Source organism: Rhodopirellula islandica, from assembly GCF_001027925.1.
GTDB lineage: Bacteria > Planctomycetota > Planctomycetia > Pirellulales > Pirellulaceae > Rhodopirellula > Rhodopirellula islandica.
Window position 1 is genome coordinate 37,770 of record NZ_LECT01000048.1, and the last position, 18,887, is coordinate 56,656.

An 18,887-nucleotide genomic window follows, 5' to 3' on the forward strand; every position below is an offset into this window, starting at 1 on the left:
CCTCTGCCGGTGGCGTCAGCCACCGGTCGCCATGCCCCCACCCAACCCCAAAGGCCTGAAGGGCCGACACAGCCACCCGGCCGCCCGGCCGCCTCCCAGCCCAATCTCAAATCATCGAACGTGCAAACGCCACTTCCAGGCCCCAGCCCATTCCGGCATCGTCCCCCACACCCTATCCGGGCCGCGGCGGAAAACAAAACTCAACGCGATCTTCACTCGATCCCAACAATTTGCCGGCGGGTTGGACACATGCTGCCCAGGCCCCCCCCCCGCCAGCCAAGGACTTGCTACACTCATGCAGTTGCGAAATTTGAAGCGCAACTCGGGAACAGACGAACGCGGCATGACGGCGGAAGGCGAGGTTTTGAATTGATGAGCATGGGAACGCAGCGGAAGCGTCATCCAGAATTACTGCGTTTGATCACGCTGGGTCGGGGCGAACCGACCTCCATCGTCTATCGCTCGGCTCGCTCGACCAAGCCTGTCAGCGACGACACCCATTCGTATGGCTTGGCCGAGCACAACGGCGCGTTGCACGTGGTCGGTCATTCCTGTCATCACGGCGAGATCCGAACCTGGACGATCGACCGGATGGAGTCCGCCGAGGTCACCGAGCTCCCCTTCGTCCGCCCCGCTGACTTCCGTCTGTCAAAGCACTTCGAAGGTGCCTTCGCCGTGATCGCGGGCAACGATCCCGTGACCGTCCGCATCCGCTTTCGAGGCAGCGCGGCCCGCGACGCAGCCGAGCACAAGATCAACGCCACACAAACGGAGATGCCCGGTCCCGGCGGCAGTCTCGATATCAGCGTGAGGCTGACCAGCACGATTGAAATCAAGAGCTACCTCCTCAGCTTCGGCGCCTCCGCCGAAGTCATCGAACCCCAATCACTCCGCACCGAAGTCGCCCAAGAGCTGCAGCAAGCTCTCACCCGCTACGCCAGCGACCAAGCGTCCCCAAGCGATCAGGCTGGGAGTGCAAAACCATGAACGAACCCCAAAAAGTCGTCAGCTTCCGTATCCCCTCCAACAAATGAAGAAAATTGAATAAATGGGTCGCATTCTGAAAGTTGCTGTGTTCACGTCCATTCTTTTCGTTTCCCCGGGGTTCACTTACGCCCAAGACGTCTCTAGCGCCATGGGGACTCGCACCTATCAACTTGATGGAATTGGATCGGCGTCGTTTAAGAACATCCCCGCCCTATTGCGAGAGAAATGGAACACTCGTGCCGAGGTGCGTTGGGACATCGCAAAGCCCTTATCGGCAATCGCCTATCAAGTGTACGAAGAAGAACCGATTATCACGCGCTACTTCCTAAGTAGCATGGGGTTCGATCTAGTAACGGAGATCCGCCATGAATCGATGTACGCCTATGTCGCCGCTACAGATGACGTGATGGTAATCGCCTTTCGCGGGACCAACTTGACCAGCCTTTCAGATTGGCATGTCAATTGGCGATACAAACAAGTCCTGCACCATGGGCACTATTTCCATGAGGGATTCGTCGAGAAGTATCTTGCGATGAGCGGCAAAATTCGCGAATCCATCATCCAACACAAACCAAAACATATTTGGATCACTGGGCACAGTCTCGGCGGTGCTTTAGCGACGATTTGCGCTGTCGATCTCGCACACGCAGGGCAAATGCAACCAAATCTCTGCACGTTCGGGCAGCCACGCGTTACTGATTCTGCTGGCGCAGAGTGGCTAAATAAGTTGCTACTAAAACGTTACGCTCGCTTCGTCAACGGAAGCGATATCGTACCCAGCTTACCCCCGACTTACCCGTATATTCGCACCTACGGCCATGCTGGAGATTTGTATGCATTCGGAATGCAAGAACTGACAATTTCCGATTCAAGTATGACTGCACCCGCAACAACAACGGCATTTTGTGATCAATGCGGACGGCCCGCTCCCACACATCCTCCCGCGCCCATTTACCAATCCACCGCCGAACTCCCGCCTTTAGATCAACAGGAGTACGAAGCGCTGCTGCGGCAAGAACAAATCTCGTCGCAAATGCATGGTAAGAACGATGCGGGTGAAAACGCTATGCGTGCCGGGCTATTCGACTATTTCCTTGACCACAAAATGCGAAAGTATTTGAGAGCAATCGAAAGTTTTGGTTCGGCGGAAACGACATTGACTATCCCTGGGCGATAGCCGCGGAAGGTGCAGGCAGTTGTCTCGCCGAAGACTCTCCACCTCGTTCCGAGCAATTGATGATGCATGTTCGGCGAACTCATTCATTCCATCTGCGACATGCGTCCTGATTCCCAAACACTCAAGCCAATATCAACATGCATCTAAATTACAACCTGATATTGTCAATCATCGCAATCCTTACGGCGATCTTTATGCCTTGGATTCACGCTCACTTCTTCCGCGTAAAGCTGGGAATTACCTTGAAAAACTCGCGAGGGTTAACTTATTACCGTGGGCGAACGCCAACGCACATAAGACACATTGTTGTGTCGACTAAATCAAACATTCCAGCCGAAAACGTTGTGGTCTTTTTGGAGTGGGTTGCGATCAAGAATGGAGATGGTGCATGGCGTACGGTGTTCAACGAAGGTCGTCTTCCCCTGATGTGGCAGTACGAGAAAAAGGGCGGACGACGGATAGGACCGTACCAGTTTTGCAACCTCGTTAGAATTTCTGAAGGAGGCGAATTGCACCTCATTCCACAAGAAGACACAAGCAGCCTTCAAGAGGCAAGATTAAGTGGTCGCGGAAAAATGAGGATTGGCATACAAGCGGTTGGAGACAACGGCAACTCACCCGAAGTAACAATCGAAGTGGATTACGATGGCACATGGCCAGAAACAGATCAAGGCTGGGAAGACGCGCTGATTGTAAGCGAACCGAGACGCGCGGTGGATTGGATCGATTGAGGGAAGAAAAGCACTGTCATGGCTGTATTCGCAAGATGAGGTGAGCGCGGGCCACGAAAAGGGGACGGGGGTCGTTTTCGAGAATCGAATGCCCGCCAAGTGGTTGGCTCAGGGCACGAAGCACGCAATAGACGACAAACGGGGATGCGTTTTCGTGTGGTTCGCGTATTTCGTGGCTAGCAACCGTCGGCGTTCGTGAAGTGATCGAGACCTAATCGGCCATTCACCGTTCGACCTCCCCTCGCTTCGCTCGACCCTCCTGCCTGGAGGGTGAAGGTGGAGTGGGGCAGGTCAGATGGGGCGGGCGGCGTTGGATCACACCTGTCGTCGCTTCGCGACTTTGCGTTTGATTGGGCAACGTTTCCACGGACTGACGTCCGTGGCTACTGCCTGTCATCGCTTCGCGATTCTTTGACATCTGACAACATCACCTCACGAAATCGTGGGTGATGGGTGGACGGCACCGTGCGACCCAACAAGCGTTTTGAGCGGCAGGCCAGGATTGGAACACTCCTGTCGTCGCTTTGCAACTTTGCGTTTGGCCACGCAAAAGGGGACGGGGGTCGTTTTCGAGAATCCCATGCCCGCCACGTGGTTGGCCTGAGCACGGAGCACGCAAAAGACGGCAAACGGGGATGCGTTTTCGTGTCGTTCGCGTATTTCGTGGTTAGCAACCGACTGCGTTCGTGAAGTGATCGAGACCCAATCGGCCAGTCACCGTTCGACCTCCCCTCGCTTCGCTCGACTCTCCTGCCTGGAGGGTGAAGGTGGAGTGGGGCAGGTCAGATGGGACGTGGGCGTTGGAACCCACCTGTCGTCGCTTCGCGACTTTGCGTTTGACTGGGCAACGTTTCCACGGACTGACGTCCGTGGCGACTACCTGTCATCGCTTCGCGATTGATTGAGGCCACGAAAAGGGACGGCCACGAAAAGGGACGGGGGTCGTTTTCGAGAATCGAATGCCCGCCACGTGGTTGGCCTGGGCACGGAGCATACAAAAGACGACAAACGGGGATGCGTTTTCGTGTGGTTCGCATATTTCGTGGTCAACAACCGGCTGCGTTCGTGAAGTGATCGAGACGTAATCGGCCAGTCACCGTTCGACCTCCCCTCGCTTCGCTCGACCCTCCTGCCCGGAGGGTGAAGGTGGAGTGGGGCAGGTCAGATGGGGCGGGCGGCGTTGGAACACACCTGTCGTCGCTTCGCGATTGATTGACAACGTTTCGGCGGGTTGCAGGAAGACAGGCCGGAGCGGCCTGCTTGGTGACTTGGTTTGCGAGGATTGTCGGGGACAAATTTCTCGGTTGTTTCAGGTGCTGAGGATCTCTTGGATCACCTGCCCGTGCACGTCCGTCAGGCGGCGTTCGAAGCCGTTGTGATAGTAGGTGAGCCGTTTGTGGTTCAAACCGAGCAAATGCAAAATCGTGGCGTGAAGGTCGTACACGGTGGTGACATTCTCGGCGGCCTTGTAACTGAACTCGTCGGTCGCGCCGTAGGTGAACGGTGCTTTCACGCCGGCTCCCATCATCCAAGCTGTGAATCCGTCTGGGTTGTGATCGCGTCCGCTGGCTCCCTTTTGAAACGTCGGCATGCGACCAAACTCTGTCATCCAAACGACCAGGGTCTCTTTCAACAACCCGCGCCGCTTCATGTCTCGAAGCAGGGCCGCGCAAGGCTGATCCAGCACCGGACCATGCTGGTTGTACTGTTGCTGAAGCGACTTGTGTCCGTCCCAATTGCTGACGCCTTCGCCACCGGTTTGATACGCGCCATTGAACAGTTGCACAAAGCGGACTCCGTTTTCGATCAGTCGCCGCGCGAGGATGCAGTTCTTCGCGAATTGTGCTTTCAAAGTGTTCTGCGAATCATCCGCTCCGTATTCGCGGAGGATGCTCTGCGGTTCGCTCGACAAATCCGCGACTTCGGGAACACTCAACTGCATCCGCGCCGCGAGCTGGTAGCTGGAAATTCTCGCTGACAGTTCGCTGTCGCCCGGGAAGTGTTCGAGATGCCGCTTGTTCATTCGCTCCAAAAAAGCGAGCGTTGCTCGATCGGTCTTGGAGCTGACCCCGGGCGGAATGTCGAGGTTGCCCAGCGGCCGGAGCGCACTGAGCTCGGTTCCCTGAAAGGCTGCGGGCAGAAACCCTGCTCCCCAATTGTTGACACTCGACTGCGGCGTGCCACGCGGATCAGCAATGGCGACGTAGGCAGGCAGATTTTCGTTCTCGGTTCCGAGCGACCAGGTCGCCCACGCGCCCATGCTAGGGAAACCATCGAGTGTGTACCCCGTCGACATGAAATTTTCGCCTGGACCGTGCGTGTTCGTTTTGCCGGTCAACGAATGAAGGAAGCACATGTCGTCGGCGAGTCCTGCTAGTTGCGGCACCAGATCTGAAATCATCTTGCCGGACTCGCCACGCGGTTTGAATTCCCATGGGCTCTTGGTCAGCATCCCTTGTTCGCCTTGAAACGTCACCAGCGACTCGGCTCCGGGCATGGGCTGACCATGCCGTTTGATCAACTCGGGTTTGTAATCGAAGGTATCGATCTGGCTGCACGCACCGGCACAAAAAATGACCAGCACGTTTTTGGCCGCCGCGGGATGATGCGTTTCGCGAGCCGCGAAGGGTTGCGTCGGATCAATCTTCGGTCGAATCGGCCCCGGATCTGCAAGCAGCGATTGTTGATCAAGCAAACTCGCCAACGCGATGCTGCTCAATCCCGTCGTCGCCTGAGTCAAAAAGTGTCGTCGATTCAGGAAAGGAGTCATATTCACTTTTCATCTGTGCTGGCGATCACGGAACAAAGACAAACTCATTGGCATTCAGCATCGCGCGGGTGAACTGCTGGATGCCTTCTTGTTGGATGAACGTTTGGCTATCGGCCAATTCTTCCTCGGTCGGATCCCGCTGAAAACACAACTGCCACGCGAGAGTGATCTGCTGCGACCGCGTTTCCGATTCCCGTTCCAGACGTCGCGCGAACAACTCGGCTTGCTGCATGACAAAAGGGCTGTTGAGCAGATTCAATGCTTGCAGCGGTGTGGTCGAACGACTGCGTTTGGGCACCACCATGCTCGCATCGGGGCAATCGAAGGCACCGAACACCTGCTCACGTTCTTGTCTCACCTTCGTCATGTAAATCATCCGTCGCCAATCCTCGGGGCCAAACGTTTTCTTCGCATGATAGTGGCGTACATTTTCCATCTCGACTTCGAACGGACTGAACCCAGGACCGCCCACCTTTTCCAGATCCAGCACTCCCGTGACAGCCAAAATGGAATCGCGAATTGCTTCCGCTTCCAATCTTCGCGGCGGGTATCGCCACAGCAGACGCGATGTCGCATCGGCTCGCATGGCATCCACGTTCGGCCGGTTGCTTTGACGCCAGGTGTCAGAATTCAAGATCAGTCGATGAATGTGTTTCAGTGACCAATCCTGATCCATCAGTTCGCTGGCCAACCAGTCGAGCAACTCCGGGTGACTTGGCGGCGAGCCGTTGAGCCCGAAGTCGCTGGGGGTGTCGACAATGCCGGTGCCGAAGTGGAATTGCCACAACCGGTTGACGATCACGCGCGCCGTCAAGGGATTGTCTTTGCTGGCAATCCAAGTTGCCAACGCCAATCGACGTTCACGCTCGGACGCGTCGAACGCCAGATTCAACGAGGTGAAGACTTCGATCGCATCCGGGGCAACTTGCTCACGCTTGGCCTCCGGTTCGCCGCGGTACAGACGATGCGTCGGACCAGGCTGCGAGAACCTCCCTGCATAAACCCGTGTTGATTTCTCGAGTTCTTTCCTCTCTTCGCGAGCCGACTGCAACCGCTTCAGCCACGCTCTACCCTGGGTCGCCTCCGCATCCGAAAACTTCGAAAACTGATACTCGGGTCCGGAGGGTTTGCCACCTGCGAAAACTTCTCGATCCGCAGACGACGACAACAACTCCCACTGGTTCGCTTCCATCGCGGATTCAATGCGATACTCGATCGGCAAGCGATCGGCGTACTGGCCTTCGCGATCACGGCCCCAAACAACGCGGTCGATGACGGCGGGAGCGTCGAGTTCAATTTGGACCCAGCCGCCTTGGGCCGAGTCGACAATCCAGCTGCGATCATTGCCGTGACGCCCATCGTTGATATGCGTCAGTTGATGCTTGGGATGCACGAAGTCGCCGGACGATGTCGCTTTGGCACCGCGGCTCGCCAGAGCCACATTGGTCCCTTCCGCGTGGATCTCCAACTCGTCGATGCAACCTTCGCCGCCGGTGGTTCTTTCGATGGTGAAACGAATGAAACGTGCTTTTCGTTTCTCAAAGACCTCTTCGTTCCGCTTGGCATTGACCGGCGGGCGCTGGTTCAAATCCTCTTGGAGGATAAACTTTTTCAACCGGTCCGTTAGTTCGGCGATCTCCGCCTCGTTTGCCGCGAGTTGCTGTTTGATTTCGGGTGAAGGCGGCAACTCACGATCGCCGTGCTGGACGCCAGCGAACACGGCTTGCATCGCGTAATAATCGCGTTGGCTGATGGGATCGAACTTGTGATTGTGGCATCTCGCACAGCCGGTCGTCAGTCCCAAGAACGCCGTGCCGGTGGTGTTGATCATGTCGTCCAGTTCGTTCATCCGCTGAGCCTGCCGCAGTTGCGGATCGGACCCTTGCACTTGATCGACTGGCCCAGCCACGAGAAAGCCCGTGGCGACATCCGCCCCCAGAGCATCGCCAGCGATTTGCTGTCGAACGAATTCGTCGTACGGCTTGTCGTCATTGAGAGAGTGGATGATCCAATCGCGGTATGGCCATGCAGTCGGTCGCTCACGATTCATTTCATAACCATGCGTTTCGCCGAACCGCACCAAATCCAACCAGAACGTCGCCCCACGTTCTCCGTAATGAGAACTGGCGAGAACCGTTTCCACGAGCGTCTGCCAAGCATCCTCGCTTTCATCCGTCACGAACGCTTCCACTTGCTCGGGCGTGGGCGGGATCCCGAGCATGACCAGATACAACCGACGAACCAAAACGCGTCGCTCGGCAGCAGGCGACTGCGTCAAGCCATTGCCTGTCAATTTTCGTCGAACGAACTCGTCGATCCCTTTCGCTTGCGGACGCTTCACGGGCTGGAATGCCCAGTGCGTGAGATCGACTTCCGTTTTCGCGGGGCCATAGCTCTCCGGCGTCATGGCACCCTCGCCGATCCAGCGTTCGATCAGTTCGATCTCGCCCTTCGGCAACGATTCACCCGGCGGCATCTCCATGCCTGGTTCCGCGTGCCGAATCAGCTTCAACAGAAAGCTCTCATCCGGTTTTCCTGGCACCACGGCAGGCTCTCCCGAATTCCCGCCAGAGAGCAGGGGCGCCAAGCGATCCAATCGGAATTGACTTTCCTGCTCCTCCGGCCCATGACAATCCAGGCAATGAGCCTGGAGGATCGGTTCGATCTCGGTTGCAAAATCAACCGCTTCTGCTTCGCACGCTGAAAAAACTATCAGCGAAACAGCGAGCAGACATTGGGCCTGGAAGGACTGGCTTGCTTGTTTTAGTTTCATATTCCCGCTTTCGAGGTGCATCGCCCTACCAGTATGCCCTTCCTCGCCGGTGCTTGCACAGCAATCGCTGCTGCGGTGGCCGAAACGCGGCAGGTTGAACGTGCCGGTTCTCCTGAGCGTCGTCATCTCGACGCGATGCGTTCGTTTCCTCCGCCATGGAGGAAACATTCCGTTCGATGTGCGTGGGAACCGGAGAAGAGATCATACAGAACTTTTCAAGGGCGTTTTCACCACGAAAGAAACGAAGCACACGAAAGGGAATGCTGAAACGAACCAGCTTGTGTCGTTGGCGAAGTTGAAGGCAGGCGATGAGCGGGTCGGCAGGCATGACTGGGCAGAACCATGTGAGGCGTTTGGGCGTTCGCCCCGGTCGTGCATGGGCACGAGCACGCTTGCCAAAGCGGTTGAAATGCCGAGGGACTTCTGCCGACTTGCTTAGTAGGGTGCACGAAATTTCAGCAAAGATGGATCGATGGTGGAATTGATTACGGGGTCATAGATTGTCACGTCTTGCGACGTGAAGTCATCAAATTCAGATTGGCTGTCGATCCGACGGACAAGGTAGGATTCTTGATCGATCCAGATCGTGATCGGGTCACCAGAAAACTGGGCTTCGATTGTGAAGCACGCATGATCGCCCTGTTGCTGGTCATCACCTCGTTTCGTTTTGGTAACGTCTGTCAACTTGCGCCCGCCGACTTCTCTTGGCAGTAGCAAGGCTGGAATGGTGTGGGCAGACCCTCCCGAGACGCCGGTCGCGCCTGCCAACCCAAGGCCCAATGAGTAGGGCCGTTCTGATCGTCGCCCAACGTCCCACCACGTCCGTACCTGACCCTGGTCTCGACAAACGATGTATCGGGACTGCGAATCACCCTCGACACTGAACTCGAAACGGAATTGATGCGGACGAATCATGGCGGTTGCAAACGGTTTGACCTCCGAGGATTCGCCTTCATCGGACAGGTAAGTTGTCGTCAGTGTGCCTGAATCGGTGTAGGTTTGGCATTCAGAATAGGTGGTCGCCATCCGGTCGAGTATCTGCGAAGCAGTGGGTAGACGATCGTCTGTCTCTCGATCGCAACCGAGCAATGGGACCGCCATGAGGAACACGACAAGGGGAGTCAAAGACACCTGAGATGGGCGGGCTGAAAACGTCATTTGCAGAGACTTTGTCTTGAACCAGGGTGAAGGATACCGTTTCCGACTAGGCTCAATAGCACTGAATTCTGGGCGCCATTTTGTTCTCGGATCTTGTCCGGAATGACTGGGACGCGGCAGAGGCGTTTCATTTGTTAAGTCGTAGTCGGCCGCCCGGCGCTCCTCGCTGGCGTGCCCTTCGTCTTGAGGTCACGGTTTGCAGCGACCGTCTTTGCGAAGTGAGCGGTAGTCGAGCCAACGTAGCGTCTTTCCTCTTCGCTCGTTGCTCGGCGACCTCTTGATTGAGTCAGCCGGAATGCGATCGCGATCTGGATCGTCTCCGGTAACCGTGGGCTATCGCCCATCGCCTGATCGCTCGATCTGACAGACGTATTCCATCAACAACTTGCTTAGGCGATAGGGGGCGGCGGAAGCGTGTCCATCGTTCGTGCAATCTCCGAATCGCCGTTTCAATGCATGCGACGGCTAGCAACCGTCTTCCCTGTCCGTGGAAGTGTTTTCAACCAACATTTGTTTCGCGGTGGGGTACCAGTACGTTTCGATCCAGTCGTCGCCGAGGGGTGCAATTCGATCCACCGTCCATCCTGCATCCCGCATCGAGAACATCATGCTGTCGGCGGCGGGCGCATTCGTCGAATGAATCAGCGCAGGACAAATCGCTTCTTGGGTGGTGAGGAACCTTGACACATCACGACCATCTCCGGGATCTGGATCATTTGGCGAATCAACAAATAGATCGTGATCCAGGCAGATCAAACACGGGGGCGAGGCAAGTTTCGTGTACGCCGCGATGAAGGCGGGAGCGGTTCGATAGACGTCAAGTCGAGCGTCAGGATAGTGCGCCGCGACGATCGTTTTGAACCGCCAAATGCGGTCAAGATCGTCTTCGAGCATCACGAGGTATTGCATTCGTCTATGGCACCACAAGGTTCAGTCGGGGAACGGCAGCTTGACCGAGCAACGCGAAGTTGAGTTCATGTTAGCCAAATCGAAAGTGAAGCGTGGCATCGATGAGTCCATGGTTCGCGTTTTGAACTGTTCGTCCGCAAATTTGCCCTGTGATTCTCTCGACGATATCAGTTGTCGATCGTGGTCAGGATCCATGCGGCGAGCAGCGTGTAAGCAATCGAAATGACCGAGAGTATCGACATTAGTTTTCCGATCCGTGCGATCGCTTGCTTCTGCGGCATGGTGCACTGCGCGCGAAGAACCGGAACTGCAAAAGCCAGCAGAATGGCAGCGTAAATCAAATGAATAGCATTCACTGCGGTCATTGCGTTGCGAAAGCCAGGTTGTTTGAGAAATTGGACAGGACGCGTTTTTTGTCGTTGGCTTTGTGTCGGCCCTGAAACTGAAAACTGGAAGTCGGTGGTGTTCACCGCGTTCCAACCAACGGCGAATGTCTGCAATCCCGTCGGGATAAAGCTTACGCAATCCTACGTTGCTTGGAAGGTCAGACGTTCAGCAGGCCAGGGCGAACGCCCAAACGGTTCGCATGGTTCTGCCCAATCCATCCTGCCAACTTGCGTAGCTGGATGGCACCTTGCGGCATTGCGTGCGGAGGTTGAGCATGAAATGAGAGTAGAACATTTGTCCCCCAATGTTTGCGTGGCTGGCCTCTGTCGTCGAGCAGCATGATGCGAATCCTTTGACAGGGACTTCGTTGCAACAAGGCTTCGCGGTGGAGGGTTGCTCGACGGAACAGTTGGGGACAACTGTTCTACTCTGACTTCGATCATTCGCTTCCGTAGAACGAACTTGCGTGCGGAGGTTGAGCATGAAATGAGAGTAGAACATTTGTCCCCCAATGTTTGCGTGGCTGGCGCTATCGTCAAGCAGCATGATGCGAATGTTTTGACAGGGACTCGGTTGCAACGAGGCTTCGCAGTGGAGGGTTGCTCGACGGAACAGTTGGGGATAACGGTTCTACTCTGACTTCGTCCATTCGCTTCCGTAAAACGAAGTTGCGTGCGAAGGTCGAGCATGAAATGAGAGTCGAACATTTGTCCCCCAATGTTTGCGTGGCTGGCGCTATCGTCAAGCAGCATGACGCGAATGTGTTGACAGGGACTCGGTTGCAACGAGGCTTCGCGGTGGAGGGTTGCCCGACGGAACAGTTGGGGACAACTGTTCTACTCTGACTTCGATCATTCGCTTCCGTAGAACGAACTTGCGTGCGGAGGTTGAGCATGAAATGAGAGTAGAACATTTGTCCCCAAATGTTTGCGTGGCTGGCGCTATCGTCAAGCAGCATGATGCGAATGTTTTGACAGGGACTTCGTTGCAACAAGGCTTCGCGGTGGAGGGTTGCTCGACGGAACAGTTGGGGACAACTGTTCTACTCTGACTTCGCTCATTCGCTTCCGTAAAACGAAGTTGCGTGCGGAGGTCGAGCATGGAATGAGAGTCGAACATTTGTCCCCCAATGTTTGCGTGGCTGGCCTCTATCGTCGAGCAGCATGGCGCGAATGTGTTGACAGGGACTCGGTTGCAACGAGGCTTCGCGGTGGAGGGTTGCCCGACGGAACAGTTGGGGACAACGGTTCGACTCTGACTTCGCCCATTCGCTTCCGTAAAACGAAGTTGCGTGCGGAGGTCGAGCATGAAATGAGAGTCGAACATTTGTCCCCCAATGTTTGCGTGGCTGGCCGCTGTTGTCGAGCAACATGATGCGAACGGTTTGAAATGGGCTCGGTCGCAACGAGGCTTCGCGGTGGAGGGTTGCTCGACGGAACAGTTGGGGACAACTGTTCTACTCTGACTTCGTCCATTCGCTTCCGTAAAACGAAGTTGCGTGCGGAGGTCGAGCATGGAATGAGAGTAGAACATTTGTCCCCCAATGTTTGCGTGTCTGGCCGCTGTCGTCGAGCAGCGTGACGCGAACGGGTTTGACAGGGACTTGTTTGCAACGAGGCTTCGCGGTGGAGGGTTGCCCGACGGAACAGTTGGGGACAACTGTTCGACTCTGACTTCGCCCATTCGCTTCCGTAAAACGAAGTTGCGTGCGGAGGTCGAGCATGAAATGAGAGTCGAACATTCGTCCCCCAATGTTTGCGTGGCTGGCCGCTGTTGTCGAGCAACATGATGCGAATGCTTTGACAGGGACTTCGTTGCAACAAGGCTTCGCGGTGGAGGGTTGCTCGACGGAACAGTTGGGGACAACTGTTCTACTCTGACTTCGCTCATTCGCTTCCGCAAAACGCAGTTGCGGCCAAATCAAGGGAACGGGGCGTTGTCGAGTTGGATGCCCGTTCCCACGACGGCCCCTGCCGGGGCGTTGAGGGATGGCGATGCCTCGCTTGTGGTCTGTTTCAACTCAGTTTGAGGGTAGCGGAACTCGTCAAGAGGTTCGTTGGTGGCGGGGAAACCGAAAGTCTTGACGACTTTCGCGACGGCCTTTGGTGGAAGAGACCATTGGCTGGCTGTTGATTGAATGCATTTCGCAGACTTCGCGATCCGCCGATGGCAACCGCCTGCTAGCTGATGATGTCGTCGACGACGTGACCGTGGACGTCGGTCAGACGGAAGTCGCGGCCTGCGTATCGATACGTGAGCCGCGTGTGGTCAAAGCCGAGCAAGTGCAAGATCGTGGCATGCAAATCGTGGACGTGCACGGGGTTCTCGGCAACGCTCAGACCGACTTCGTCGGTGGTTCCGTACGTTGTGCCCGCTTTCACACCGCCACCAGCCATCCAGACGGTGAACCCGTTGTCATGGTGGTCGCGTCCCGGGTTCGCTGAGACTGGCAATTGGACTGTGGGTGTGCGGCCCATCTCGCCACCCCAAATCACCAGCGTTTCGTCCAACAACCCTCGCTGCTCCAGGTCTTGCAGGAGTGCTGCGATGGGACCATCGCATTCACGTGCCAGTCGAGGGTGATTGCGTTCGATCGATGCGTGTGAATCCCAGGGCTGGCCAGCACCATGATAGACCTGGACATAGCGCACACCGCGTTCGCTCAGCCGCCGTGCGATCAGCATCTGACGGCCTTGCAGCGAGTCGCCGTACATCTCCTGCGTCTCTTTGGTTTCGGTGGAGATGTCAAACGCATCGCGTGCTTCCCCCTGCATCCGGAAGGCAAGCTCGAGTGACTCGATGCGGCCGGACAACTGGGCATCGTCACTGCGCTCGGCCAGGTGCATCCGGTTCAGGTTTTGGATCAAATCCATCTGCCGTTTTTGCTGGGACGGCACCAAGTACTCGTTGTCGATGTTGGCAACCAATTCCTCTGGGTTGGTGTATTGTGTGTCAACGTGCGTGCCTTGAAAGATGCCCGGCAAGAACGCGTTCCGCCAGTTCGCCGTCGCAGCGGTTGGCAAACCGGACGGGCACATGACGACGTAGCCGGGCAAGCTTTGATTTTCAGTGCCCATGCCATACAACGTCCACGCGCCGACGCTGGGCCGCGGCCGGACGATGTCGCCACAGTTCATCATCATCAAACCGGGCTCGTGATTGGGGACATCGGTGACCATCGAACGAATCACGCACAGCTTGTCCGCGTGCTGGGACAGCTCGGGAAACAGTTCGCTGATTTCAATTCCCGATTGGCCGTGCTTTTGAAACTTGAACTTGGACTTGTGCGCAACCCCGCCCAATCGCCGGTTGTTTTTCAGTTTGTCGTCCAGCGTTTTGCCATGCATCTTGGCAAGCATCGGCTTGGGATCGAACGTGTCGATCTGGCTGGGGCCACCATTGGCAAACAAGTGAATCACTCGTTTGGCTTTGCCAGGAAAGTGCGTCGGCCGGACTGCCAAGCTGTTGGCGTTTCCTTCGGGAGACGCCGCCTCGGCAGCGAACAGCCGGCCGGAAGCGCCGATGCCATCACCCAGCATGCCGCCATCTCGCAGCACGCCGGCCAGTGCCAGCATCCCCATGCCCATCCCGCTGCGACGAAGCATCGATCGGCGGTCGATGAAATTGTTCTCAAACATCACGGGTGACACTCAATCGAGGTAAAGGAATTCATTGGTCAACATCAGGGCCTGGGCCAATTGGTCGACACGACCAAGCGGTTGCGGTGCGGGAGGCGCGAAGTCTTTTTGGGACTGCCAGCGATCGCCGTTGAGCTCACCGCCAATGCCCGCAATCGTGATCGTCCAGGTGTGAGAGTCCGAATTCGAATTGGCTCCTGGGCTGGCGACAAAATCTATCACCTCGCCCGCCTTCACTGGTAACCGGGGCACCGACGGTTTGATCGTTCCACGAGCCACTTTGTCTGTCGTGCGGAAGTCACCGCTTCGAATCGACACTGTGATGCCATCCCCATTGGGCCTGGCATGCGTCACCTTGCAGGCGATTCGGACCGCACCATCGGCCGGAGCCACCCAGCGGCGAATGATGCTGTGCGCTGGATTGACGCCGCAATGTGCCGCGGTGGCCGACAACCGCAGGAATTTCAACTTCGGGTCAGGGAATGGTTCCGATGCCTGGTAGGCTTTGCCGGACCAATACGGAAGGGGTGTGAAGTCGTCGGCTGGGTCACCGGCATGCTTGGGCGTACTGGCGATGTTTCCCCAACCGTACTGCCAAACTCCACCGAGAGCCTGCCCGTCGGTGTCCGCAGCGGCGACCAGGAACCGTTTTGCCATCGTGATTTCATCCGCTGACGGATCACGCGAAAACACTCGCCGGTAGATCGCCGTGATCGTCGCCGCGTCGGCGTCGTTGCCATCGGCTTCGTCGGCAACACGGTCGGCCAGTTCACGCGCTTGCTCGGCAACAAACGGGTGATTCATGAAGAACAAAGCCTGCTGCGGAATCGTGGTCTCCGCCCGAGAGGCTGCGGATGCGGTGGGCGATGCAAAATCGAACGTCCGCAAGATCGGATCGAGTTCCAGACGGTCAACGTAAGCGTACAAACTGCGCCGAGTCGTGTACGGCGTTTCACTCAACTTGACCGAGCGTCCACCGACGGTGAGATCGATCGTACCTGCGACTGAGACGATCGAATCCCGCATCGCTTCGAAATCGAGACGTCGACGATTCTGCCGCCACAACCAACGGTTCTCCGGATCGACCGCGAAAGCATCCTCTCGCAGTTCAGAAGATTGCTGGTAGGTGTGGCTGGTCGTGATCGTGCGATGCATCCATTTCATCGACCAACCTTGCTCAATGAATTCGCTGGCCAACCAGTCGAGCAATTCCGGGTGCGATGGCGGTGAGCTTCGCAATCCGAAGTCATCCAACGAATCCACCAAGCCGCGGCCAAAGTAACGAGCCCAAACGCGGTTGACCAACACACGAGCGGTCAATGGGTTTTCCGCTGACGTGATCGCTTCGGCAAGTTCGCGGCGACCGCTGCCATCGGTGAACGGGCCGTCGCTGACGTCGGACAACAACGACAAAAACTGACGCGGCACCCGATCGCCACGACGGTTCGCTTCGCCGCGCAGCAGCACGAACGGATTGACAGGCTTCTTCAGATCGACCAATGCCATCGCTCGTGGCGGCGCGGCCGGATGAGTGGATTCGACCGCGGCGATGGCCTTTTCGCGATCCCCCAGAGCCTTGCGTCCTTTGCCCAGCAAACGTGATGCTCGCGCGACCGCTTCCACGTCGAGGTCAAACCAACCTCCGTCAGCCATCAGGATCTGACGGATCGCTTCTTGGTTTGCATCAGCCAGCTTGATCGCTTGATTGTCGTTCTTGACGTCCGCCGATTTCGATATCGCGTCCCAAGCCTTCAGCACGTCGTCCATCACGTCCGCATAAACGGCAATCAATTCACGCTGCGTCTTGGGATTCGATTCCACCAAGCCATCGCGGATGAGCGGATTCAGGTGCTTGTTCGCCCGCCAGGATTTCATCCAGCGAGGCAATTGCTTGTTGAATTGTTTCGTATTCGCGCCCAATGCTTGGTTCCATGGGCCCAGGCTGGGATGCGAAACATCGGAACGATTCTTCAAGTCCGCCGCCAAGCGTGCGTTCAGCGGCGTCATCGCGGTCTCTTTGATCTTCAATTGGCCAATCACACCACGGATCTCTTTTCCGCGAGTGATCGACAGCAAATAGAAACCGTCCAGGTACGTCGGCAATTGCTTTTTCAAATCCGCGATCGCTTGCTTTCGCAAGTCTGCTTTGTACTCGGCGAGCTCATTCTGCTTGGCGGTTAGTTGAGCCTGGAAATCCGCTTTCAATTCATCGGAGAATGAAACGTCCGTGTCGATCCGCGGCAGTGTCTCCGGAAGAGCACAACTCGCGAAAACGCCATACAACGAGTAGTAGTCCTCCGTCGGGATCGGATCGTATTTGTGATCGTGGCAGCGTGCACAACTGACCGTGATTCCCATCAACCCACGACCGACCACGTCAATTTTGTCCGCGATCTGTTCCAGGCGGTTGTTGCGAAAACGGGGGCCAACGGTCAAGAAGCCCAGTGCCGCCAGCGAGGGTGAATCGGCGTCTTCGGTGTAGAAATCCGCTGCGATCTGTTCGCGAACAAATTGATCGTAGGGTTTGTCATTGTTCAGCGACTGGATCACGTAGTCGCGATAGGTGTAGGCGTACGGGTAACGAAGTTCGGCTTGGGCCTGCCAATCGCGAGTGTCACCGTAGCGTGCCAGGTCCAACCAGTAGCGTGCCCATCGTTCGCCGTGATGCTGGTCGGCCAACAACGTTTCGATCCATTCCGAGACCACCACATCCGTGTCGCGTTCGTCATTCACAAAGGCTTGCACCTGAGAGTACGTCGGGGGCAGCCCCAGCAGGTCGAAGTGCAGCCTGCGGACGATCACCTCACGAGACGCGGTTTTTCCTGGCGTCAATCCATTGCGGTCAAGCGAGGCGGCAATGAATGAGTCGATTGGATGGGCCGATTTTTTTTGATTCGCCGCGGTCTGGTCCGCCGGTTTCGATGTGGTGGGAACCTGGGGCTTTTGCAGCGGTTGGAATGCCCAGTGTGACTCGGCGACGCGACCGATCGCCTTTTGGTCACCGAGTGCCGGAGTCATGTCCGTGGCATCGGACTCTGCCATGTCCTGAGCACTTGCGGGCCACGGCAATCCCATGTTGATCCAACGCCGCAGGGTCACGATTTGATCTTCTTCCAGCGGCCCGTCCGGCGGCATCATCTCCATCCCGCGTCGACCAAGCACCGCATCAATGATCAGGCTCTCGTTGACGTTCTTGGCAACCGCTGCTGGACCACTGATGCCGCCCTGCAAGATTGTTCCCAGCGAATCCAATCGCAGATCCGATTCCTGCAGCGCATCCCCGTGACACTCGTAGCAGTGTTCAATCAGCAGCGGTCGAACCTTTTCTTCAAAGAACGACTCACGGGGATTCAAACCATCGGCGTACGCACCAGCGCAAAACAACGCCACGGCAAGCAAACACGTGAGGTACCGGGCGGTTTGGTGCATCCAGACAGAAAGCACTCGTTGAGAAGACATCAACGAAAGCATCATTGAAAACCTATTCTTTCATCATGAAACGGCCCCGAAGGTGGGACGCACCCGGAGGTGCGTGACAGGGCCCAGCAGAGCAAATTGTAACTGACCCTGCCTGCCGGCACACGATCGAAGTTATGAGCGCAACTCGCCGTTGTTTTACTGACCGGCCGAGAAGACACCGTCGGTTTGGTCAAGGTGGCCCGTGAGTTCCGAGCGTCATGTTGGCTCCGTGACTTGGGGGTGGATGTCGGGATGATCGAACAACCGCGGAGCGGTGACAGTTGTTAGCTTCGGGCTTTCAACCCGAGGTCTCGGGCTCGCCCTCTCGCTCGACAAGCCGCGGAGCGGCGACAGGTGTCGAGCGATAAGATGGGAGATCGATTGAAAAAGTGAAATTGTAAATTGTAAATTTCAAAATCTGGGCGGTGGCGGCCACGACGGGGCACGGACCGGAGGAGCATCGTGGCGGCGATCCTCGCCCCGGATGGGGCCGGCGTTGGGCATGCCGCGTGGGCCTTGCTGACGCGTTTTGAAATTGCGTTTTTTCGACGGATGGCCAACGGCCTTTTTCAACCTCGTGGTCTGTCACAGCTAAAAGTGAGGGTTGATCGTAGTGGACGAGGCCACGAGTCCTTGGATTTGACGCCAGTTCAGGACTCGTGGCCTCGTCCACTACCCTAAAAACAAGTCCTGACAGACCATTAGCCAGCGGGCAACGCCCGTGGACCAGGAAAACACACTTCCATTTTGGCCAACGAGCCGTTTGGGCGTTAGCCCCGGTTGTGCGTGAAAACCGTGGCTAACGCCAACGGCTCACATACCCGATGACACCTGCGTACCTGCTCAATGGTTCTTGGGCAAGGGATGTTTGGCTTCAAAACGCCTGTATTTACAACGC

10 protein-coding genes are annotated in these 18,887 nt (G+C 56.6%); 3 read left to right on the forward strand and 7 right to left on the reverse strand.

The features are described from left to right. Nucleotides 1-378 precede the first annotated feature (378 nt). The 3 genes from RISK_RS24380 to RISK_RS24390 all read left to right on the forward strand — a co-directional run bounded on the left by RISK_RS24380 (nt 379) and on the right by RISK_RS24390 (nt 2,895). Complete coding sequence (locus RISK_RS24380; protein ID WP_047816940.1) at nt 379-987, forward strand: WYL domain-containing protein; 609 nt, start codon at nt 379-381, stop codon at nt 985-987. A gap of 61 nt (nt 988-1,048) precedes the next feature. Then, entirely contained in the window at nt 1,049-2,164 is a 1,116-nt protein-coding gene (locus RISK_RS28470; RefSeq protein ID WP_053061293.1) for a lipase family protein, read from the forward strand. Nucleotides 2,165-2,301: 137 nt separating this feature from the next. Further along, the gene (locus RISK_RS24390; protein WP_047816941.1) at nt 2,302-2,895 is read left to right on the forward strand and encodes a hypothetical protein; all 594 of its coding nucleotides are present in this window, start codon (nt 2,302-2,304) and stop codon (nt 2,893-2,895) included. 1,309 nt (nt 2,896-4,204) lie between these two features. Here the strand turns inward: RISK_RS24390 and RISK_RS24405 are convergent. The 7 genes from RISK_RS24405 to RISK_RS24450 form a co-directional block, all read right to left on the reverse strand. Beyond that, on the reverse strand, nt 4,205-5,665 hold the full coding sequence (locus tag RISK_RS24405; protein ID WP_047816944.1) for a DUF1501 domain-containing protein: 1,461 nt from the start codon (nt 5,663-5,665) through the stop codon (nt 4,205-4,207). 25 nt (nt 5,666-5,690) lie between these two features. Further along, nucleotides 5,691-8,438 (reverse strand): PSD1 and planctomycete cytochrome C domain-containing protein, encoded by a 2,748-nt coding sequence (locus tag RISK_RS24410; protein ID WP_047816945.1) that lies wholly within the window; start codon nt 8,436-8,438, stop codon nt 5,691-5,693. 435 nt (nt 8,439-8,873) lie between these two features. Further along, on the reverse strand, nt 8,874-9,539 hold the full coding sequence (locus RISK_RS24420) for a LolA family protein (RefSeq protein ID WP_047816947.1): 666 nt from the start codon (nt 9,537-9,539) through the stop codon (nt 8,874-8,876). 522 nt (nt 9,540-10,061) lie between these two features. Further along, nucleotides 10,062-10,505 (reverse strand): cyclic-phosphate processing receiver domain-containing protein, encoded by a 444-nt coding sequence (locus RISK_RS24425; protein ID WP_047816948.1) that lies wholly within the window; start codon nt 10,503-10,505, stop codon nt 10,062-10,064. A gap of 167 nt (nt 10,506-10,672) precedes the next feature. Then, on the reverse strand, nt 10,673-10,975 hold the full coding sequence (locus RISK_RS24430) for a hypothetical protein (protein WP_150122699.1): 303 nt from the start codon (nt 10,973-10,975) through the stop codon (nt 10,673-10,675). A gap of 2,097 nt (nt 10,976-13,072) precedes the next feature. Continuing rightward, nucleotides 13,073-14,530, reverse strand: a complete 1,458-nt coding sequence (locus RISK_RS24445) for a DUF1501 domain-containing protein (protein WP_047816952.1) — start codon at nt 14,528-14,530, stop codon at nt 13,073-13,075. 12 nt (nt 14,531-14,542) lie between these two features. Then, nucleotides 14,543-18,004, reverse strand: a complete 3,462-nt coding sequence (locus tag RISK_RS24450) for a PSD1 and planctomycete cytochrome C domain-containing protein (RefSeq protein WP_047816953.1) — start codon at nt 18,002-18,004, stop codon at nt 14,543-14,545. Nucleotides 18,005-18,887: the final 883 nt, after the last annotated feature.